Annotated in this window: 21 protein-coding genes; 19 read left to right on the top strand and 2 right to left on the bottom strand. The window is 47.4% G+C overall.

Going from position 1 to position 21823, the window contains the following annotated elements:
* Nucleotides 1–314 precede the first annotated feature (314 nt).
* From LTAR_RS12830 to LTAR_RS17165, 10 genes are read left to right on the top strand one after another with little or no spacing between them, the layout of a single operon-like run.
* The gene (locus LTAR_RS12830) at nucleotides 315–830 is read left to right on the top strand and encodes a cytochrome c maturation protein CcmE (protein ID WP_158423442.1); all 516 of its coding nucleotides are present in this window, start codon (nucleotides 315–317) and stop codon (nucleotides 828–830) included.
* Complete coding sequence (locus LTAR_RS12835; RefSeq protein WP_062422673.1) at nucleotides 831–2894, top strand: heme lyase CcmF/NrfE family subunit; 2064 nt, start codon at nucleotides 831–833, stop codon at nucleotides 2892–2894.
* Entirely contained in the window at nucleotides 2891–3385 is a 495-nt protein-coding gene (locus LTAR_RS12840) for a cytochrome c-type biogenesis protein (protein WP_062422674.1), read from the top strand. The genes LTAR_RS12835 and LTAR_RS12840 overlap by 4 nt, the downstream gene beginning before the upstream one ends.
* Before the next feature lies 1 nt (nucleotide 3386).
* Nucleotides 3387–3959, top strand: coding sequence for a TlpA family protein disulfide reductase (locus tag LTAR_RS12845; RefSeq protein ID WP_062422675.1), 573 nt, complete (start codon nucleotides 3387–3389; stop codon nucleotides 3957–3959).
* Between the two features lie 2 nt (nucleotides 3960–3961).
* Entirely contained in the window at nucleotides 3962–4486 is a 525-nt protein-coding gene (locus tag LTAR_RS12850) for a zinc ribbon domain-containing protein (protein WP_062422676.1), read from the top strand.
* Nucleotides 4483–6330: a c-type cytochrome gene (locus tag LTAR_RS12855; RefSeq protein WP_062422677.1), complete on the top strand. Its 1848-nt coding sequence runs from the start codon at nucleotides 4483–4485 to the stop codon at nucleotides 6328–6330. Before LTAR_RS12850 ends, LTAR_RS12855 begins: the two co-directional genes overlap by 4 nt.
* Nucleotides 6327–7061: a heme ABC exporter ATP-binding protein CcmA gene (ccmA, locus tag LTAR_RS12860; RefSeq protein ID WP_062422678.1), complete on the top strand. Its 735-nt coding sequence runs from the start codon at nucleotides 6327–6329 to the stop codon at nucleotides 7059–7061. The genes LTAR_RS12855 and ccmA overlap by 4 nt, the downstream gene beginning before the upstream one ends.
* Nucleotides 7058–7741, top strand: a complete 684-nt coding sequence (locus LTAR_RS12865; protein WP_062422679.1) for a heme exporter protein CcmB — start codon at nucleotides 7058–7060, stop codon at nucleotides 7739–7741. Before ccmA ends, LTAR_RS12865 begins: the two co-directional genes overlap by 4 nt.
* Nucleotides 7728–8453: a cytochrome c biogenesis protein gene (locus tag LTAR_RS12870; protein WP_500778620.1), complete on the top strand. Its 726-nt coding sequence runs from the start codon at nucleotides 7728–7730 to the stop codon at nucleotides 8451–8453. Before LTAR_RS12865 ends, LTAR_RS12870 begins: the two co-directional genes overlap by 14 nt.
* A 5-nt stretch (nucleotides 8454–8458) precedes the next feature.
* Complete coding sequence (locus tag LTAR_RS17165) at nucleotides 8459–8611, top strand: hypothetical protein (RefSeq protein ID WP_158423443.1); 153 nt, start codon at nucleotides 8459–8461, stop codon at nucleotides 8609–8611.
* Between the two features lie 13 nt (nucleotides 8612–8624).
* On the opposite strand, the gene LTAR_RS12875 is transcribed toward LTAR_RS17165, so the two are convergent.
* Nucleotides 8625–9083 carry a GNAT family N-acetyltransferase gene (locus LTAR_RS12875; protein WP_062422681.1) on the bottom strand — a complete coding sequence of 153 codons (459 nt, stop codon included), beginning with the start codon at nucleotides 9081–9083 and terminating at the stop codon, nucleotides 8625–8627.
* Nucleotides 9084–9193: 110 nt separating this feature from the next.
* On the opposite strand from LTAR_RS12875, the gene LTAR_RS12880 reads away from it, so the two are divergent.
* The 6 genes from LTAR_RS12880 (at nucleotide 9194) to LTAR_RS12905 (ending at nucleotide 17190) form a co-directional block, all read left to right on the top strand.
* Nucleotides 9194–10429 (top strand): MFS transporter, encoded by a 1236-nt coding sequence (locus LTAR_RS12880; RefSeq protein WP_062422682.1) that lies wholly within the window; start codon nucleotides 9194–9196, stop codon nucleotides 10427–10429.
* Between the two features lie 15 nt (nucleotides 10430–10444).
* Entirely contained in the window at nucleotides 10445–11572 is a 1128-nt protein-coding gene (locus LTAR_RS12885) for an ArsR/SmtB family transcription factor (protein ID WP_062422683.1), read from the top strand.
* 123 nt (nucleotides 11573–11695) lie between these two features.
* Nucleotides 11696–13306: a hypothetical protein gene (locus LTAR_RS12890; protein ID WP_062422684.1), complete on the top strand. Its 1611-nt coding sequence runs from the start codon at nucleotides 11696–11698 to the stop codon at nucleotides 13304–13306.
* A 99-nt stretch (nucleotides 13307–13405) separates the two neighbouring features.
* Nucleotides 13406–14260: a hypothetical protein gene (locus LTAR_RS12895; RefSeq protein ID WP_062422685.1), complete on the top strand. Its 855-nt coding sequence runs from the start codon at nucleotides 13406–13408 to the stop codon at nucleotides 14258–14260.
* Between the two features lie 210 nt (nucleotides 14261–14470).
* On the top strand, nucleotides 14471–16654 hold the full coding sequence (gene glgP, locus LTAR_RS12900) for an alpha-glucan family phosphorylase (RefSeq protein ID WP_062422686.1): 2184 nt from the start codon (nucleotides 14471–14473) through the stop codon (nucleotides 16652–16654).
* Nucleotides 16651–17190, top strand: coding sequence for a DUF2179 domain-containing protein (locus LTAR_RS12905; RefSeq protein WP_081419975.1), 540 nt, complete (start codon nucleotides 16651–16653; stop codon nucleotides 17188–17190). Before glgP ends, LTAR_RS12905 begins: the two co-directional genes overlap by 4 nt.
* On the opposite strand, the gene LTAR_RS12910 is transcribed toward LTAR_RS12905, so the two are convergent.
* Entirely contained in the window at nucleotides 17187–18527 is a 1341-nt protein-coding gene (locus LTAR_RS12910) for an NfeD family protein (RefSeq protein ID WP_062422687.1), read from the bottom strand. The genes LTAR_RS12905 and LTAR_RS12910 overlap by 4 nt on opposite strands.
* 457 nt (nucleotides 18528–18984) lie before the next feature.
* Here LTAR_RS12910 and LTAR_RS12915 point away from each other — a divergent pair, with 457 nt between their 5' ends.
* From LTAR_RS12915 to LTAR_RS12925, 3 genes are all read left to right on the top strand, one after another.
* Complete coding sequence (locus tag LTAR_RS12915) at nucleotides 18985–19830, top strand: MetQ/NlpA family ABC transporter substrate-binding protein (RefSeq protein ID WP_062422941.1); 846 nt, start codon at nucleotides 18985–18987, stop codon at nucleotides 19828–19830.
* A 251-nt stretch (nucleotides 19831–20081) separates the two neighbouring features.
* Nucleotides 20082–21059, top strand: coding sequence for a methionine ABC transporter ATP-binding protein (locus LTAR_RS12920; protein ID WP_062422942.1), 978 nt, complete (start codon nucleotides 20082–20084; stop codon nucleotides 21057–21059).
* Entirely contained in the window at nucleotides 21060–21716 is a 657-nt protein-coding gene (locus LTAR_RS12925; protein ID WP_062422688.1) for a methionine ABC transporter permease, read from the top strand.
* The last annotated feature ends 107 nt before the right edge of the window (nucleotides 21717–21823 follow it).

The following is a 21823-nucleotide window of genomic DNA, read 5'->3' on the forward strand; positions in this document are numbered from 1 at the left end:
ATCTGATCCCCTTCCAGATCAAAGCCAACCTCACCAATTTGTATGTTCAGCTAAATCCAGTTACTCTTCGTAAGTCCATAGATCAGAAGGTTCACCAATTATGTACTTTATCTCGGTAACATCAATTATGAGGCAACGATTACCCTTTGGTTACATTTTCCCGTGAGGCATTACGATATTTGACATCAAGGCATACTGAATGTCATCAGGTAAAGTAGACTACAATAGTAGTGATTTGTTCCCATTGGTTCAAATCATGGCCATCTTTTGCGGCGAGGATGCGGCTGTATCCGCCTTTTATTGAAAAAGGACTTATGCAACCTCAAATTTCTTCAGGATCAGCCCGGAAGATACCCCCTAAATTTATAATTGGCGGCCTCTTTTTGGCGGCTGCCGTAATTTACCTGATCATTTCTTCTACTCAGGCGAATGTGGAATATTTTCTGACTGTAGACGAAGTGCTTTCAAAACGAGCCTCTCTCGAAGGGAAGACTATCCGTTTATCCGGTGCGGTTCTCGGAGAGTCTATTCACTATGATCCTCAGACCATGGAGCTGACGTTTACAGTAGCTCATATTCCGGGAGATTATGCCGTGATCGAAAAAGCCGGTGGACTGGCGTTGGTTTTGCATCAGGCAATTAGCGATCCCAAAAATCATACTATCAACATTTACTACAAAGGACCGCAGCCCGATTTATTGAAGAATGAATCACAGGCAATTCTGACAGGTAAATTACGTTCTGATGGCGTTTTTGCCGCTGATGAAATTCTATTGAAATGCCCCACTCGTTATGAAGGGGCTGTGCCTGATCAGGCTGGACGCAGATAAATGGCCGCCAACCTGGGTTTTGGTTCACTGGTAATTGCGTTTTTGCTGGCCGTTTACAGCTCAGTTGCTGGATGTATGGGCGGCTTGAAAAAGCGAGCGGTTCTCGTTGAATCGGGGCGCCTGGGTTTGGTGTTAATTTTCCCCCTCGTCAGCCTGTCAATCGGTTGCCTGATTTATTTATTGCTGAACGGCCGGTATGAAATTCAATATGTATACAGCGTTGTGAGCAATGATCTGCCTTTTTATTTACGGATCACAGCTCTCTGGGGTGGTCAGGCAGGATCGCTCTTGTTCTGGTCATTCCTTCTGGCCGGGTTATCGGTGCTTATCACCAATAATCACTGGGATCGTGATATTGAATTCCTTCCCTGGGTGATCAGTGTGCTGGGTATTGTATTGGCCTTCTTCATCAGTCTCTCGGTGTTTGTTGAAAACCCGTTTGTCCGATTTTGGGAATTACCGGACGGAAGTCATCTGGCATCCATGATGATGCCTGCCGGAGCAACTATTTATCAGGCAGATAACGGGAATGGATTGAATCCTTTATTGCGGCATCCAGGAATGGTATTCCATCCACCTTTGCTTTATCTGGGGTTTGTCTCCTTTGTCATCCCGTTTTCCTTTGCCATGGCAGCATTGATCACCGGACGAACAGATGACCGCTGGATACGGTTAACCCGCCGATGGTCTTTGATGGCCTGGTTATTCCTGTCACTTGGCCTGATACTCGGTGCCCGCTGGGCGTATGACGTGCTCGGATGGGGTGGGTACTGGGGCTGGGATCCGGTGGAAATTTCCGCCTTCATGCCCTGGTTGACAGGAACTGCTTTCCTGCATTCTGTTGTCTCACAGGAAAAACGGGGGCTCTTCAAACGCTGGAACATTATTTTAATCATCCTTACCTTTGATCTGATTATTCTCGGAACATTCCTGACGCGATCGGGTGTTTTGTCTTCGGTGCATGCTTTTTCTCAAAGTGCCATTGGACCGTTATTCCTGGTGTTTATCGCACTGACGTTTGGCGTTTCTGTAGGAATGCTGCTCTGGCGTTGGAATGATCTGCAAAGTGAGAACCAGTTGACCTCTCTGTTTTCACGCGAATCGGTCTTTTTATTCAACAACTTGATCTTTATCAGTCTTTTCATTGTCTGTTTCTGGGGAGTGGTCTACCCGGTAATATCCGATGTGTTTACCGGTCAGAAGGTGACCGTAGGCCCGCCTTTCTACGAAAGAGCCACGGCACCGTTGTTTGCTGCCATGCTTTTGTTGATGGGTATTGCCCCGCTGACTGCCTGGGGGCATTCAACAGCCCGGACGCTGGGAAAGAGTTTGATCAAACCCTTGTTGGTTGCTGTTTTGATCCTCATAATTATTGCGGCATCAGGAGTACAGTCACCTGGTGCATTGCTCGGCTTTGGTCTGGTATCCCTTGTAGTTACGGTAACATTTTATGAATATGGCCGTGGAGTTCACATACGCAGCCAACAAACCGGAGAGCCTGTACTTCTATCTGGTATTAAACTGGCGGGAAGGAATCGCCGAAGGTATGGCGGGTATATCATCCACCTGGGTGTGGTGATGATGGCCTTGGGAATCATTGGGATTGAACTTTTCCAAACAGAAACTCAGGGAACCATTGCCCGTGGACAGTCTTTGAAATTAGATGACCTCACAATTTCTTTTCGAGATCTGGCTGTATTTGATACTCATGATGGCCGAAATATTGCCCGGGCGGTAGTCAATATTAAACAGGGTGACAATGTAATCGGAGAGATTTATCCACGGCGTGATTATTATTATGAATCTCAACAACCCGTAACAGTGCCTGGTGTGATCAGCACTTTCGCAGAAGATATCTATGTGATACTGGTGGATTGGCAATCCATCAGCCTGCAGGGAGCCACATTTAAGGTGTATCACAATCCACTGGTCAAATGGCTGTGGCTGGGTGGTTTCGTTTTTATTCTTGGAACACTCCTGGCTTCATGGCCAGATTTAACACTGGATGAAGAGAGAATTATCCGGATGGTTATTCGGCATGGACCGGAGGAATTCTTCAAATGAAAAACCGGGCATTCCTTTTTTCTTTTTTGTTTCTGCTGGTGTTAATCATTGGAATACAACCTGCATATGCCCAGCAACCCACTCCTTCAGATGACAGAGTCAATAAACTGGCTCGAGAAATCTATTGCCCGGTTTGTGAAAATACACCATTGGATGTGTGCCCCACAAAAGCCTGCGCACAATGGCGCGAATTAATCAGGGAGAAAATGACGGAGGGTTGGACTGACCGCCAGATCAAGGATTTCTTTGCAGAACAATATGGCGACCGGGTTCTGGCTGAACCTCCTTTGACCGGAACCAACTGGTTGATTTATATCCTTCCACCTTCAGGCTTTCTTCTAGGACTATGGTTGGTTTTCAGGGTCTTTTTTACTGGAAGGAAGATCACACCAGAAGAAGGTATTTCTGATTCTACGGTATCTTCCCCTGTATTGAATGCATCCGAAACCAACCGGGTGGAAGAAGAACTGATACGTTACAAGAAGCGCTGAAATGAAAAAAGACGTGGTGGATTCTCAAAATCAAAAGGTAAGACGGCATCTTCCTGTCTGGATATTCCTGACGGCATTTATTATTCTGGGAGTATTTCTTGGAATAATGGCAGCCGGATATGCCCGGTCAGTTCGAGTAGCCCTGTCGCCCGGGGAAAAATTACCTGAACTTTCGTTAACTTCATTTACTGGTACGACATATCATTCAATGGATTTGAAAAATAAAGTAGTTGTCATCCATTTTTGGGCATCATGGTGTCAGACTTGCGAAGAAGAAATGCGATCCTTCGAAGAGATCTGGCAACAATATAAAAAAAGTGATCAATTTATGATCCTTGGTGTGGATTATGTTGATACAGAGGTGCAGGCATTGCCTTATTTGAAGAGATTGGGAATCACCTATCCCAATGGCCCGGATTTGCAAATGAAACTGGCAGAGACATTTCGGGTCACAGGGGTTCCGGAAACATTTATATTTGATCGCAGCAGCCATCTGGCATTCTATAAAATTGGTCCGTTTGCCTCTGTTTCCGAAATCAAAGGTGTCATTGAACCGCTCTTGGTTCGGGAGTAATTGTGGATATCGGATCTTTATTGCTCATTCTGGCAATCTCTCTTCTGGCTGGATTTGTTGTATCCCGTCCTTTCTTTGCTGAATCTTCCGATAAATCTACAGATGAAGAAATTACGGAACTTCTGGCTGGCAAAGAGTTGAAGCTCTCTAATCTTATGAGCGAAAAGGAAAGAATATTCACCACCCTTCAGGAATTGGAGACAGACCATGCGTTGAAAAAGATTCCCGATGAGGAATTTCCTAAACAACGGGTTGTTTTGGTTCACGCGGCAGCGAAAACTCTTCGGGATATTGATGAACTTGAAGTTGAGATCAAATCGATTCTAAAAGAAACCTCCGTTCAGAAAAAGGGAGCATCATTGGCTGCCAATGCCGGCATACCCAATGAAGTTTTAGAAGAGTTAATCGCTGCACGGCGACGGTCACGCAGTGAAAAATCTGCCGGATTCTGCCCGCACTGTGGAAAAGTAATCCAATCATCCGATGTGTTTTGTCCCGCCTGTGGATCGAGAGTATCTGCTTCATGAAGGAATTTAAAAACCGTCTGTATAAAACAAGTATTGTTCTGGTGTTTTTACTGATATCGGGTTGTTCAGGTTCTTTGGTGGCTGATGTTACTCCGCCGCCAGGTTACCAACCCACTATTTATCCACAGTCAACTGCCTATGTACAGGCTGAAATTTCACCCTTGCTGCCACCGGATTCCCGGGCTGGTGAAGATGTTTATTCCCAGAACTGTCTGGCCTGCCACGGGATAGATGGAAAGGGGAATGGCAATCGGGTTGAAAGTCTGCCCTCGCCGCCTTCAATGCTGGGCTCGTTATCCTATTCCCGAAAGATTGCTCCGGTAATCTGGTATCAAACGATCACCCAGGGGCGCATGGACAAATTGATGCCTGGTTTTGGTACAAGTTTAAGTGACAGACAGCGCTGGGATGTAACAGCCTACCTGCTTTCACTGGATATCTCGGCCAGTCAGATGTCTACTGGAGAAGCTGTTTACAGGCAGACCTGTCAGACCTGCCATGGAGAAAAAGCTGAAGGAATCTCTGGTTCTGGACCTGAATTAACTGGTGCAGACCAGCTGCAAAGATCGCTGAATGATACGATAAATATCATTACATTCGGAAAAAACACTATGCCGGCGGTGGGAAAAGACCTGCCGGATGAACAAAAGATCAATGCGGCCATATACGTCCGTTCATTGGTTATGACCAATCCTGCCGGAGAAGAAAAATCTTCCAATGTAGAGAATAAAACACCCCTTCCTGATTTTACAGATGATCGTGACCATGATTCTAAAATCACCGGACGGGTAATCAATGGTTCTGGCGCATCTCTGCCCACCGGCCTGTTGGTGACCCTTACTGGATTTGATTCAGATCAGGAAAAATACACACAGTCCATTCCTGTGGATATCAACGGGTATTTTTCTTTTCATGATGTTCCTGTGCCTGAAGGCCGCATATATCAGCTTTCTGTTTTATATAAAGATATTCTTTATTCATCTACTCCCATTCAAGCCGGAAATACGACGGCTATGGAAAATCAGCAGATTACTATTTATGAACCAATTACTGACACTGCCTTGATAAAGGCCGCCAGGATGCATATTTTCTTCGAATTCCCGAAAGCCAATGTCCTCCGGGTTATCCAGCTGTTTGTTCTTTCCAACCCAACGAAAAACCTGATCACTTCTGCCCACGCCGGTGACCCTGTGATCACCTTCCAATTACCGGACGGAGCATCAAATCTTATGGTTAAGGGCGGTTCACTTGGCGGCCGTTTTGTTTCGACATCTGACGGTTTTGGAGATACACAGGGAATCCCGCCAGGTACAGGCACGCAGATCTTGTTCTCGTATGATTTACCATATGATAAAGATCTGCTTTTCTATATCAAACTTCCGTTAAATATTGATGTCACAAATATCATGCTTCCATCCGAAGGGGTGACGATAAAAAGCAGTCAGCTTAATACCGCTGGTGAGAAGCTCATTCAAAATACGGAATGGCGGATTTACTCTTCAGGACCCCTGACGTCAGGTTCGCGATTGGATTTGCTGGTATCCGGCAAGCCGGTGATTGACGATCCGCAGGCAGATGAAATGAATACCAATCTGGCCGTAGGTCTGTTGGCTGTGGTGGTTGTTTCTGTCTTCGTAATTATTGCCATTCTTCAAGAGATTGGCGAAAAGAAAGCCGCAAAGAAACAAAAACCAATTCCACCAAAAGATATTTCTGCACAAAACACTGTGCTGGATGCCATCATTGCGTTGGATGATCAATTCAAAGCTGGTCAAATTCCGCCAGCGGCTTATAAAGAACGCCGCGAAGAGTTGTTGAAACGGCTTCAAGAGGCACTGGCATGACTACTGAACTCAAGCCAGGCATTATTGTCAGGAGATTAACGAAAAGGATTGGCCGGAAGTGTATCCTCGAGGACGTAGATTTTTCTATTCAACCCGCTCAAATCGCAGCTGTGATTGGGCCAAATGGTTCTGGTAAGACAACCCTCCTGCGAATCCTTGCAACACTGATGCGTCCGTCTGATGGTGATATTCGGGTAGCCGGTTATCCCCTTCCCGAGGAGGCGGTTTTAGCCCGAACACATGTAGGGGTCGTTCTCCATCAACCGCTGTTATATAGTGATCTGACTGCCCGGGAAAACCTGGTATTTCATGCCCGGTTGCATAACAGGGAAAATTCCGATCATCAGATTTCTCAATTACTGCAACGGGTGGGATTGGCTGGCCGGGAGGATGATCTCGTCCGCACATTTTCTCGCGGTATGCAACAGCGTCTTGCCATTGCACGGGCTATTCTGACAAATCCAGACATACTGCTATTGGATGAACCTTTCACCGGGCTTGATTCAGAGGGAATCGTCACTCTTACCGTGATACTAAAACAAATGGCAGACCGTGGAGCGGCTATCCTGCTTTCCAGTCATGATGTTCCGGGTGTTGAGATGCTGGCAACCCGTTTTTTAATCCTCAACAAGGGCAAGATGCAGGTTTCCATCGGTAAGTCGGAATTATCTGAAAATGGACTCTTATCTGTCTACCAGAAATCTTTCCCCCCGGCAGGAGAAGCGCAATGAATTCTGTACGGGATTATTTCCAGGTTTTACGTGCCATTATTTGGAAAGACCTGAAAATGGAGTGGCGTAATCGGGAACTGATTTCCGGTATGCTGATGTTTGCCCTGCTGATGATTTTGATTTTTAATTTTGCGCTTGAATTAGAATCGCACACCAGTGCAGGTCTTTCTGCTGGAGTGCTCTGGGTAACCCTGATATATTCCGGAGCCATTGGAATAAATCGCTCGATCCTGTCTGAACGTGAAAACAATTGTTTAGACAGTTTGCTGTTGGCTCCAACGGATCGGTCAGCGATTTTTTTCGGAAAAGCAGTGGGAATCTGGGTGGTCATGTTAGCCGCGTCTGCCGTGTTATTGCCTGTTTATTCAATGTTGTACTCTGTATTCCTGTTGAAAGATGGTTTCTTTCTGGTGATTATTCTGGGAACAGCCGGGTATGCCCTGGCTGGAACTTTACTGGCTGGTATGTCTGCGCAATCACGAGCACGAGATTCACTCCTGCCGCTGTTGCTTCTTCCGGTAACATTCCCTTTGATCCTCGCTTCTGTAAAAACTTCAACCGGTCTCTTGCAGGGCTTTGCTCTGGCCGATGTTCAAACCTGGATTTCTCTTCTGGTGGTCTATGATATTCTGTTTATAGTCCTCGGCCTGCTTCTGTTTGAACGTATTGTCGAAGAATGATCGGTGCTTATCCATGATGAAACAATCCAAATGGTTAACTGTACTTGATGTGATAACCGGTTTGTTATTTCTTACGGCACTTTGTCTGGTGTTTTTCTTTACCCCGGAGGATGCCATGATGGGGGCCGTTCAAAAAGTGTTTTATTTTCATGTTTCTTCTGCCTGGGTGGGAATGCTTGCCTTCTTTCTTTCTGCCATCAGCGGGGCAGGGTACCTGATTAAACATAATCGCATTTGGGATCATGTATCCGAATCGGCTGTCGAAATAGGGTTGGTTTTTTCGGTTATTGGAATCATCAGCGGTTCCATATGGGCCAAACCCATCTGGAATACCTGGTGGACATGGGATCCGCGATTGACAACAACCGCCATCATGGTCTTGATTTATCTGGCGTATCGAATGTTGCGCAGTGGAGTGGATGATCCTGACCGAAAGGCAAGATACGCTGCCATCTATGCGATAGTCGGCTTTCTATCTGTGCCGTTCACGTTCTTTTCCATCCGTCTTTTCCGAACCATTCACCCGGTAGTCATTGGCCTGTCTGAGTCAGGTGGTGGTCTTAATATGGATACCGTCATGGTGCGCACATTGGTTTTCTGTCTTTGCACATTCACCGTATTGTTCTGTACCTTCCTGTGGCACCGCATAAATCTTGCCCAACTGACAGAAACGGTGGACGAGCTGCGATTTATGTCAGAAGAGGATAAATAGAATAGATGGATCAATCGGTTAATACAGGGAACTATTTTGTTGCCGGATATGTCGTCATCCTTGTGCTTATTCTGGCTTATGCTGCCAGTCTGTTTGTTCGATGGAAGAAATTGCAGGCGGAATGGGACAGATTGATAGAAAGAAAGAAATTGCATTAAACCAGGCCGTCCATTATTCTCTATCCAGTGTCTTCACAAATTGATACTGGCTTTTCGTAATCGTATATCCCATTACTTCATAAAACCGGTGTGATTCTTCACGGATCACATTGGAATGCAGGCGAATTTGACGGCAACCGATATCCTTTGCCCATTTTTCTGCCGCAGAGAGAAGCAATTTTCCAAGCCCCTTTTTTCGGTATACCTGATTGATCACCAGCCCGCCTACTTCTACGCATGGATCGTGTTCCAGCGACACATGCCGCATAGCATGAATGTAACCGGCTGTCTTTTTTTCAGGAATATCCACGGTAAAGATAATCTGCCCGGGATTGTTTAATATCACCTGAAGTCGTCTCAACATGCTTTCAACCGATGTGGGGTATCCAAGTTGATGGGCAAGCTCTGTGATCTCGGGGGCATCATTCATTTCCACACGTCTTATACGGGCATCATGTTCATTTGTTTTCATATGGTCATTATACTGAGAACCCCTTATGAGAACAATTTACTGCTTGACAAACGTATACAATCTGCTAATATATATGCGTAGATATAAAGCTACGTATACAGGGAGAATGAATGAAACAGATTTTAAAAGATCGAACTCTGCTGATTATTGGCGCAGCCGAAATGGTGAGTGGAATTGGAGATTGGATCACCATGATGGCTGTGTTGGCCATGCTTGTTTTTCGTGGGGACGGTGGAGTCATGTCTAGCAGTGGTATATTCCTGGCTGGATTACTCCCCACCCTGTTTTCCAGCCCGGTGGCTGGTTGGCTGGTGGATCGGGTCAACCGCCGGACTTTATTGATCGGCAGCCAGTTGCTTGCCGGTGTGGTCGTCAGCGGCCTGTTCTTTACCACCCGGATCGAATTGATCTATATCCTTCTGGCAGTGGAGGCTGTAATTCTCTCGGTGGTCACCCCGACAAGGCAGGCTGTCATTCCTGACCTTGTATCCCGGGAGGATTTGCCCAGAGCGAATGCGTTTCTTCAACAGTTGGCTGGTCTGGTCAAAGTGTTTTCGCCGGTCATCGCCGGTATGGTACTCAGTATCATGGATCCACATACTGCCATTTTGTTTGATGTGGCTTCCTTTTTTCTCGCGGCAATTGTATTAATGTTCTTACCTTCGTTACCGGCGCATGGTACAGAGACCACGCATGAAAAAAGCAAACTGGCGGAAAGTCCTATTAACGTATTACAGACCATTCCTCAGCTTCAAATCCTTTTCACGGGTGTTTTTGTCGCCATTCTGACCATCATCGGTTTCGATGTGCTCTCATCTATCTATACGCGTGATGTTCTACATCAGGGAGAGAAGCTGTATGGAATGGCTATCAGCCTGGTTGGAATCGGATCGCTGGTGGCAACAACCATTGTTATGTTCCGAAAAACTGGAGCCAATCCCTGGATAGATATTGTCCTTGGATTCAGCTTCCTGACTATTATTCCACTGGCATTGGTGGTTTCCTACCAGTTTGACAACCTGCTGGCAGCCCAGTACCTGTTGCTTTTTGCCTGCCTTATCGGTGGGATCGGAAATGGTCTGGTGCATGTGCAGATTGGCACGATTATGCAACTGGTCACCCCGACCCACATCCTCGGGCAGGTGAGTGGTTGGCTGCAAATGGTGATGGTAGCCGGCCAATTGGTGGGATTATTATTGACACCTTTCCTGGTTCCTGGCCTGGTGAACATGGAGCATTTTTTTGCCGGGATGGTGGGTATGATGTGTATTCTGATCATCTTTCTTTCCATACAGATATTTAGAAAAAATGGACTCAAACAAGAAATTCCATCTGCTGAGTTTTAAGGCTGAGGATACATTATGGACAAAGGACGAATGAGCAGTAATTCCGGTTGGAAAATCACACGATCCATCACTATGGAATTGGATGCTGCCCTTGGCATTGCCGGGGGCAGCTTTTTAGCCGGGAGTATCACACCCAATACTCAATACTTACATCAATCTGTATCATCGGAATGGATTGAAGATTGGAATACATTTTTCCATCCGATGGACTGGTTTTGTTCCATTCTGGAAACATCTGCCATACTGGCGGGTGTTCTGGACGAGAGTGATTATTCGCGAGCCACCATGGCCATCCGTCAGTTAACTCCTGAAACGGCGCTGGCTAATTTGCTGTCTCTTTTGCCCGAACACGAGAATGAGGGTCAACATTTAGAATCGATTCATGATGCTGTCATCCAACATCTTGTGAAATACCGTCGTTCAGCCTTTGAAGCCATTCATTTCACCCATCCAAATGACCCGCTTTATGAGTCCCGCCTGATAAAAGAAGTGCAATTCTGCCTGAAAATACTGCATGGAGGAGAATATCACGACAGATTCTGGCATTGGCTTGATCAGTTTTATTACGGAATTTATCAACCCTGGTGTGAATCGCGCATGGATTATCTTGTGAATCTGGAAAGGCAGGCTTCCACCATGCTGGGCGAGCGTGAGGCGCAGGGTATTATTCCTGATCTCACCTGGTTGTCCGATTTGAACCCGGCTCTTCGATATCCTGAGATTCATGATGCCATCTGTAAGGGCAGCCTTTTTGTAAACTTCATCGTTGAGCCGTTTGGTTTCTCAGATGCATTTGTTCTTTTACCCGGGTGCATATTTCTTACTATTGCCGAACCAGGGCAAATGTATGAGAATTTTGTTGCTTATTCACGTGAATTGAGCGGGAAAATGCAAGCGCTGGCTGATCCCACCCGGTTGATCATTTTGCGTCTCATTCGAGCCATGAGTATGACCAACACAGATATGGCTGCCTACCTGGGATTGGCAAGACCAACGGTCAGTATTCATGCCCGAATACTGCGTGAAGCTGGTTTAATTCGGTCGTGGGAAGAAGGCCGGGTGACCCGTCATGAGATCGATCCGGCGGCCGTCCATAAATTGTTCCGCGATCTTGAAAAATTCCTCGATTTACCATCAGAATAAACGGGTGGATGCAATAAGTTGGCTCATTTAATGCACATTTAATCAGAATTCCGTGCAGGTTTATGATTTTCACGCTATACTATTCTGGTATTTTGGTATGATTCGTTTGAGGAGGAAAGACAGATGATCGAAAGCCAGACCAGAAAGGCCTCCATTTTCCTGATAGTAATCCAAGTGATCTTGGCTATCACTCTGGCAGCCGGATTGGCTTCTTGCCCGGGCTCCATCAGCAAAGCCAACAGTGTTCCCACATTCAATATAGTCTCTGTTGTCAAAGATGTTTCTGTAACGATTCAGACATCTACTTTTCCGCCGGATAAACTATTTACCGTACGGATGGGATATGGCAATACAAATGGCTCCGGCGGGGTCGTGGTGGCCACCACGAACTCCGGCGCCGGCGGAGCTTTCCAGGAGACGTACCTGATTCCGGATATTCTGAAAGGTCAGGATATTATTGCCATTCGCATGGATGCCCCGGGCGGCTTCTATGCCTATAACTATTTCAGGAATGATCCAAATTTCCTGAATCCGGCCAGTGCCATAAATCCGGTAACAACCACAACCGGCACGGCATCCACAACGACACCCGGCTATACGGGAATCCCGACTTTCTCGATTAGCTCGGTTGAACGAGATGCCAGGGTTACTGTGAAGATGCACAATTTCCCGGCTGAACGCGATTTTACAGTCCGCATGGGGCTGTTTGGAACGCTGGCTAAAGGCGGCGAGGTCGTGGGTACCACCAACACTGGCGCCGGCGGCGATATGGAAGAAACATACGAAATTCCCGCTTCTCTTCGTGGAATTGATAAGATCGCCATCCGCATGGATGCTTCCACCTATCTGTTCTCGTACAACTGGTTCTATAACAACAGCACGTCTGTTGCCGGCACTGCGGGTGGAACCGGAGGCACCGGTGGGACTGGTGGAACTGGCGGCGAAGGTATGGCTGAAGGACAGGCCGCGCCAGCACCCGCTCCTGTTGAACCCATCTATCAGGGTATTCCATCCTTCACGATTGGCGAAGTTCAACAGGATAACGCGGTTACTATTTTGACCAGCAACCTGCCACTGAATACCGATTACACAGTTCTGATGGGTCCGTATGGAAGTTTAGGCTCCGGCGGTTCTGTTTCCGGAACGGGCAGAGTAGCAGATAATGGTAATTTGAAATTAACATTCAATATTCCGGCCAATCTGCGTGGAAGTACATATATCGCTATCAGGTTGGAAGCTTCAAACGGGTATTATGCATACAACTGGTTCCGCAATATGAATACGGCTATACCTGCGGCACCGGCTGCCGGATTTACCGGACCCACACCAACTCCGGTTTCTCCGGTCACTCCAGAAGCGGGTACAACCCCCGAAGCCGCTCCGGCTGCTTCCACACCTGTAGCTGCCGCACCGGTAGTAAATCCAAATGTTTCGTCTGACTATAATGCTGTCCCATCGTTCACGATCAGCTCGGTTGTGAAAGATTCGATGGTTTCCATCTTTGCCAAGGATTTCCCGCCAAATCAAACCTTTACCGTCCGAATGGGTGAATACGGAACGGCAGCGGTTGGTGGTGTGGTCGTTTCCACCACTGACACCGGAAAAGGCGGTGACTTCACCGCCACCTACAGTATTCCAGAATCCCTGAAGGGAAGCCAATCCATTGCCATTCGCATGGACAGCACATCGGGATATTATGCTTTCAACTGGTTCTATAACAGTTCATCCCGGTAATCTCTACCTGTAACGATCAAAAAGGACACGGGGCGAAATTCTTGTGAAAGAATTTCAAACCCCGTGTCCTCTGTTTACAGAGAACAGGAAGGAAAACTCTTGAAAAAGTTTTTATCCATTTTTGTTTTGATATTACTGTTTGGCTCCGGTTGTTCCAGTCTGCCCAATCTCTCATTGCCTACGGCGGCTGTGCTTTCACCAACGCAAATACCTGTAACACCGGCAGCCCAGAATCAAAATCCAACAGCAGCGGCGACAGCTACTGTTGGATCCGTTACAGAACAGGCAACAACGGCTTTGCCCACTATGGTGGTTCTACCCAAGATCGATCCTGAAAAAACCGTTTCACTTTTTCTGGACGGCCAGAAAGCAGCCGCAAATTTCGCGCTGACCTCCAGTCTGTTAAGCGCCAAATATGCCGCTGCATTGAAAGATGATGCCGGTTTGAAAGCAATCTTTGGTAAAGATGCTGTTCTGGGTGAGTACAAAGTCGGCTCCCCCACGATATCTGAAGATGCGCTAAAAGCAACTTTGGAGAGTACGATTTATATGCCCCAGGCTGCTAATATCCGGTTTTCATTGGTATTGGAAAACGGTGAGTGGAAGATCGATGACATAACCGTTCTTTCCACATCCGGAGAATATCCGTCCAATCCTGAAGGTGTTGTTCTGGGATTCCTTACATCTTATCAGGAATCGCCTGACCGTATGTCTAATTTCTTAATTTCTTCACGCCGTTCACAGCTGCCACCTGGAGGCGCCACAGCCATGCTGCAGATCAATGGCAGCCTTGAGGGTATGGTGATTCAATCTGCTGCAGTCAGTCCTGAACCACCGACGGCATCCATCATTGTGACCATCCGTGCAGGTGGCAAAGATTACCTTAAGAAGTTCCTGTTAACTAGGGATACTACTGGCTGGGGTATTGATGCAATAGAATCCGTCAGTGAATAAAGAGGATTCTGGCGATTGTCCTTTTATACCCACACTGTGTATACCTTTGTAGACGTCTTTGGTATTCTCTACTTGACAGCATGGTATAATCGCGCGACTATATGGGTAAGAATTGGTTGATTATCAATTCGCCTAATTATGTATCAAGAGACTTGGTTCTAATTTCAAAAATTCGGAATCGAACTTGCAACCCGAATAACAGGTGGCTCCATGGAGCAAAATCTTAGAGTATTACCCAATCATTTTAGTTTACCGAGACGGTTGTCACGCCTTTCAGAACTGGCTTACAACCTGTGGTGGACCTGGAATCCCGAAGCTCAGATGCTTTTTTCGTTCATCGACAAACTGCTCTGGGAACGGCTTTCCCACAACCCGATAGCTTTTTTGCGCCAGGTGGAGCGCTCCCGGTTAAATGCTGTCACCGGTGACCGGAATTATCTGGATTTTTATGACCGTGTGCTGCGGAATTTTGATAATTACATGAAAGGTGAGAGTACCTGGTATAAACGTACGTACCCGAACCTTACGGATAAACAAATTGCCTATTTCTCGTTTGAATTTGGTCTGCATGAATCATTGCCGGTTTATGCCGGGGGGCTGGGTATTCTTTCTGGCGATCACCTGAAAGAAGCCAGCGATCTCGGAATGCCCCTGGTTGCTGTTGGTTTTGTTTATATTCTTGGCTATTTCGCCCAGCGGATCACTGAAGACGGCTGGCAGGAGACCCGAACCCAGGTACTTAAACTGGATGAAATGCCGGTCATCCCGTTATACGATGAAGATGGACGGCAAATGGTGGTGAATGTTGAACTGCCCAAGCGGACTGTTGCAGCCCGCCTGTGGAAGGTGCAGGTAGGGCGGGTATCGCTTTACCTGATGGATACCAATGTAGCCACCAATAATCAGACAGACCAGCAATTGACTTCTCGGCTGTACACCAGCGACCTGGACGTACGGATTTCACAGGAGATACTACTAGGCATTGGCGGTGTACGTGTCTTACGGAAATTGAATTACAAGCCGGATGTCTGGCATATGAATGAAGGTCATTCCGCTTTTCTGGTTCTGGAACGCATCCGCGAACTGGTTGAACAGGGTTCTTCGTTTGACGAAGCTGCCGCCGTGGTTCGTAAATCCAATGTATTTACCACGCATACCCCGGTTCCGGCCGGAAATGATGCCTTCCCCTTCTGGCTGGTGGATAAATACTTTGATCATTTCATCCCCGGCCTGAAGATCTCCCGTGATGACTTTATCAAACTGGGCAGCACCCATTCGGAATGGGGTGAACAATTCAGTATGCCGGTTCTCGCTTTGAAATTATCTGACCAGCGAAACGGTGTTTCTGAATTACACGGCCAGGTTTCCCGCCGGATGTGGCAATTCCTCTGGCCTGACCTGACGGAAGATGAAGTTCCTATATCTCATATTACCAATGGAGTGCATACCGGCTCATGGATTGCCCGCCGTATGCGCCTGTTGTTTGACCGCTATTTTGGCCCTGATTGGATGCAGCATATTGACGATCTAGAAATGTGGTCTCAAATCGATGAAATCCCCGATGCCGAACTTTGGGCGATCCGGCGGCATCTGAAACGCAAACTGGTTACCTTTGCCAATGAACGAGCACGCCGCGCCTGGCTTTCCAACTCCATCCATCCAGTGCAGGTGATAGCCGGCGGTGTTTTGTTGGAACAATATTCTCTGACCATCGGTTTTGCACGCCGCTTTGCCACGTACAAGCGGGCTAATTTGGTCATGCGCGATATTGACCGGTTGCTGCGGATCATCAACAATCCATCGATGCCAGTGCAGATCGTATTTGCCGGCAAAGCGCATCCGGCCGATGAACCTGGAAAGCTCCTGATTCAAGAAGTGTATCGCATGGTTAAGGATTCACATGCCGGTGGACGGCTTGTCTTCCTTGAAGACTATGATATGAACGTAGCCCGTTACCTGGTGCAGGGTGTGGATGTCTGGATGAATACACCCCGCCGGCCGCTGGAAGCCAGCGGCACATCCGGTCAGAAAGCTGCCATAAATGGTGTGTTAAATTTCTCCTGTCTGGACGGCTGGTGGCGGGAAGGATTTAACGGCCGCAATGGCTGGGCCATCGGAGACGAATTAGACCATCCCGATCCCAATCAACAGGATGAGATTGATGCCGCTTCGATGTATGACACAATGGAAAAAGAGATCATCCCGTTATACTATGCCAACCGCTCTGCCGATAATCTGCCCAATGAATGGATCGGCATGATCAAAGAATCCATCCGTACACTGGCGCCCCAATTCAGTACGCGCCGCATGTTGAAAGAATATATGTCTCAGATGTATCTTCCTGAGATGGAAAGTGAAACTGAACCTGATCAGGAACCTGTGGAGAATCGGTGAATCTGAATTTTGACGTCTTTTCCTCACCGCAGGCATGGATGTTTGCGTTACTCATCTTCTGCCTGCGTGTGGGTGATATGTCACTGGACACCCTTCGAGTACTGTTTGTTGTCCGTGGACGAAAAGGAATTGCCTGGGTACTGGGTTTTTTTCAATCCCTGCTCTTCGTTATCGCCATCACTTCTGTGCTTTCACAATTGGATAACCCCTTGAACATCCTTGGATATGCAGCCGGTTTTGCCACAGGGAATGTGCTGGGAATGTTCATTGAAGAACGGCTGGCCGTGGGTCACATCCAATTGACTATCATCAGCGCGACTCGCGGTGCAGCGGTTTGTGATGCCCTGCGGATAGCCGGTTTTGGTGTGACGGAAATTCCAGGCCGTGGAAAGAACGGGACGGTTTCAGTCATTCTGACGAATGTGTTTCGCAAGGATGTTGACCATCTCGAGACGATCATCATGGAGACGGATCCCGAAGCTTTTGTGACCCGAGAGGATGTCCGCCCGATGCGCAGAGGATTCTGGCGGGCTTAGTCTTTTTCTGGATTTTCCTGTTTTACACGCAGGTGTAATCCTTCAACAGATGTAACTACAATCCGGCTTCCACGCGGAATGCTGGATTGATGTGATTCCAGCCCGGCACTCCATCGTTCTCCGGCCACCTGAACCTCGCCTTCCGGGTTAATATCGCTGACACAATACCCCGTTCTCCCGATTATTGTTTCAATTCCCGCAATGACGGGTTTTTTCTGGGCGCGAATTCCGATGGAAACCAGCACAAAAAAGAATACCCCCAGTGTAAGGCCTGTACCGATCACAAGGGGGACAGAAACGGCCGGATATCCGGGCAGCCGAACGCTGTTGAACAGGACCAGCGCACCCACAATGAATGAAACTGTACCAGCCGCTGTCAATGCCCCGTGTGTTGGCGCCTTAATATCCAGGATAAATAAAACAAATGCTGCCACCATGAATACCAACCCAAACAGGTTTACCGGCAGGATACCCATACCATAGATGGCCAGTGCGATACAGCATACTCCCAGGAAGCCGGCTACCCACCCGCCGGGAGTCGAAATTTCAATCAAAACAGCCTGTGCCCCAATCGCCAGCAACAGGAAAAGGAGATTGGGATTGGTCAACATCATTAATAAACCTTCAATCAAAGAAAGATCGAAGGTTTGAACAGAGGCATTGGCAAGGGATAATTTCTGGTTAGTCTCACCAACCTGCACGGTACGTCCGTCTAATTGATGAAGCAGGGAAGGCACATCATCAGCTAAAACATCCACCAATCCGCTGTCTACGGCTTCACTGGCAGAGACAGCCTGCGCGGATTCTATGGTTGATTCGGCCAGCCGGATGGCTTTTTCCCCGCGTTTTAACGCCAGGCTGCGGACGGTGGCTTTGAGAATCTCTTTGACTTTCGATTCCATGGTGGTGCCGATATCTTCTCCGCTGGGGCCAACGGGACTGGCTGCACCGATGGCTGTTTCAGGCGCCATGGCTGATAAATGACCTGCCAGGGTAATGATGGTGCCGGCACTGCCTGCCATGGCTCCTCGTGGAGCGATATATACAATAACCGGTACAGTACTGGATCGAATGACCTGCACAACCCGGTTCATCAACTCGATACTCCCGCCGGGTGTATTCATTTGTAGAATAATGGCCGCATCTGACTGTATTTCTGCTTCCTGTATGCCTCGGGAAATGTAATCCACCATAACAGACGTGACTGGTCCGTCATATTTTAATAAGAGCACCTGCGGCGAGTTTGATTGAGCCGTCACCAGGCTCGATGCCAACTGAAGGAGACCGGTTAGGATCAGTGCTATCCGAATGAACCGGGTGAGGAAAGATCTCTTCATACCATCATTATACGCATCAATCTGGCTGAGTCCTATTTCTCATATAACATAGACCGGGAAACCTTGTGAACGAGATTAATATTGAAAAATCAACATTTTTAGTATTGACGGTATTTTTGTTTACAGGTACTATCAACCCATGCTACTAAAAACCAGTCTCACTTCAACAGGTAAGTGTTCATGGTTGATGCCCGGGCGATGGTGTCCGAAGACGGCATCAGATCATGAATGTGACTGACCGGTAAATCACGGACCCATCGCTACCGAAGGTACATGAGGATGGTAAGACGATGGGCTAGTAATTCCCATACACTTGTTCGTTTAGCGTCACCAGCCATCCTGGTGACGCTTTCTTGTTCATTAGCGCTATGCAAACCAATATTTTTATGGAGAAGACGTAATGAAATCAACACAAGCAATACCTTCAAAAAAAAGTGCCGGGAAATCCATCGGAACAATTAATAGGATCGGCACAGTCGTTCTGTTCAGTTTATTGGTGTTTCTGATTGCCGCATGCTCCCCGGCCGCAGCTGGTACAGCAGCACCCGTTGCCACAGATGTACAGGATGCCAGGGTCGTTACCCTGAAGATTGGTGTCTCCCCCGTTCCCCATGGTGATATCATCAAATTTATTAACGAGAACCTGGCGGAAAAAGCCGGTTTGCAACTTGACATTGTTGAATTCACTGATTATGTTCAGCCCAATCTTGCCCTGGCTGATGGTCAGTTGGATGCCAACTTCTTCCAACATCTTCCGTATCTTGAAGATTTCTGCAAAGAACACAAACTAGACCTGGTTTCTGTTGCGGCTGTTCACATTGAACCTCTCGGAGTGTACTCAAAGAAAGTCAAGACGCTGGCAGAAATTCCCGATAAAGCCGTTATCGCCATTCCCAATGATGCCACCAACGGGGGGCGTGCGCTTGATCTGCTGGCTGCCAATGGTTTACTGAAACTGAAGGATGGGGCGGGTGTTAAAGCCACTGTTAAGGAAATTGTAGAGAACCCGAAACAGCTGGATATCAAAGAAATTGAAGCCGCCCAGTTGGTCCGCACACTTGACGATGTATCGGCTGCCGTTATTAATGGCAACTATGCCATCGATGCCGGTCTGAAACCAAACAAAGATGCCCTGGTTCTCGAGAGTGGTGAAAACAACCCGTATGCCAATATTCTGGTTGTAAAGAAAGGTCGTGAAAACGATGAAGCCATTCAGAAACTGGCCAGGCTGCTCACCTCACCTGAGGTTAAAAAGTTTATCGAAGAAAAATACGAAGGTGCTGTTATTCCTGCTTTCAAATAATGAATAAGAATGGTTGACGAAGCCTGTAGTATTACGATGAAAGGAATTTGTGGGCAAATCGTGACACATTTTCACGGTTCGCGTGGCGGTTTGTAGAAACATTAACGTTCACGATGTCCGAAACACCATAGTCATCCTGCTTTTTCAATGGTTGGAGCCAGGAGAGCGTACCAGACTCTCCTGGCAACCGTTTTAGGGTGATGACGATCTCGATAGAATTTAAAAACTTTTTCAGGATTACCGCTTTGAAAATGATTGAAGTAATTGATCTAAAAAAGAATTACAGCCTCAAAGATCAGATTATCACCGCATTAGATGGTGTCACTCTAACAGTAGAGGCTGGAGAAATTTTCGGTGTTGTTGGATTGAGCGGCGCCGGAAAGAGCACCTTGATCCGGTGTATCAATATGCTCGAAAAACCTACTTCGGGCACCATCGTCGTCAATGGACAGGAGGTTACATCCCTGCCACCGGCTGAATTGCGTAAAGCCCGGCAGCGGATCGGGATGATCTTCCAACACTTTAATTTACTCAGTTCACGGACGGTCGCTCAAAACATTGCGTTTCCGCTTGAGATTGTCAATTATCCCAAGGAGAAACGGAAAGATCGCATTGCTGAGCTGCTTTCACTGGTCGGTTTGATGGAAAAAGCCAATGCCTATCCATCCCAACTTTCCGGAGGACAAAAACAACGGGTTGGTATTGCCCGTGCTCTGGCCTCTGAACCTGAAGTTTTGTTGTCTGATGAGGCTACATCGGCATTGGATCCACAGACGACAACCTCAATATTGGAGTTGCTGCGCGATCTGAACCGCCGCCTTGGATTGACTATATTACTAATAACACACGAGATGAACGTCATCCGGCAAATTTGCGACCGGGTGGCGGTTTTGCAGGATGGCCGTATCATCGAACAGGGAACCATTGACGAATTGATCACACGCCCAGATTCGTTGATTTCTCGGGCGCTGTTGCCTCAATTTGAGAAACAAACAATTTCCTCCGAAGCGACATCTGTTACGATCACATTTATGGGAGAAGCCGCCGATCAACCTGTGCTGGCCAGCCTGGTTCGCAACTACGATATTGATGTCAACATCATAGCCGGAAATTTACAAAAAATCGGGAAAAACCGGGTAGGCAAACTGCAGGTCGAAATATCCGGCAAACAGGTGAATGCGGCACTCCTGCACCTGATGAATCTCGGTTTACGTGTGGAGAAAAATTAGATGGACTGGTCTTCCTGGATACCTACAATACTTGCCGGTACATGGGATACCCTGTACATGGTATTGGTTTCTACTTTATTCACGGTTCTTTTTGGGCTGCCGCTGGGAATTCTCTTGACCGTTACCGATAAAGACGGACTGGCACCGGCAGATGCCTTTAACAGTGTTCTGGGCGCCATTGTGAATGCCGCCCGTTCATTGCCATTCATAATTCTGCTGGTTCTGGTAATACCCTTTACCCGTCTTGTAGTTGGAACAACAATTGGTTCGACAGCCGCTATCGTGCCGCTGGTACTGGCGGCCACCCCATTTTTTGCCCGGGTGGCTGAATCTTCCCTGCGGGAGGTTGACCACGGTCTTGTGGAAGCGGCTCAATCCATGGGTTGTACCGACTGGCAGATCATTTATAAAGTGTTGATCCCTGAATCATTATCTTCTTTGATCCTTGGTGTAGCATTGACAATCATCAGTCTGATCGGTTATTCAGCGATGGCAGGAGCCATTGGAGGCGGTGGGCTGGGTGATCTGGCCATCCGGTATGGATACCAACGGTATGAAACCGAGATCATGGCTGCCACAGTGGTCATTTTGATCCTTCTGGTTCAGGGAGTGCAATACGCCGGGAATACACTGGCCAGGCGTATTTCCAAAAAATAACGGGCAATTCTTGTATCATGGGACCTGTTTATAGAATTCTATTAAAAAGTTAATATTTTTCATGCAAATCTGGCTTATCCTAGACGAGATAAAGAAAATACGTCAGG

Origin of the sequence: Leptolinea tardivitalis (assembly GCF_001050275.1) — a bacterium.
GTDB classification, from domain to species: domain Bacteria; phylum Chloroflexota; class Anaerolineae; order Anaerolineales; family Anaerolineaceae; genus Leptolinea; species Leptolinea tardivitalis.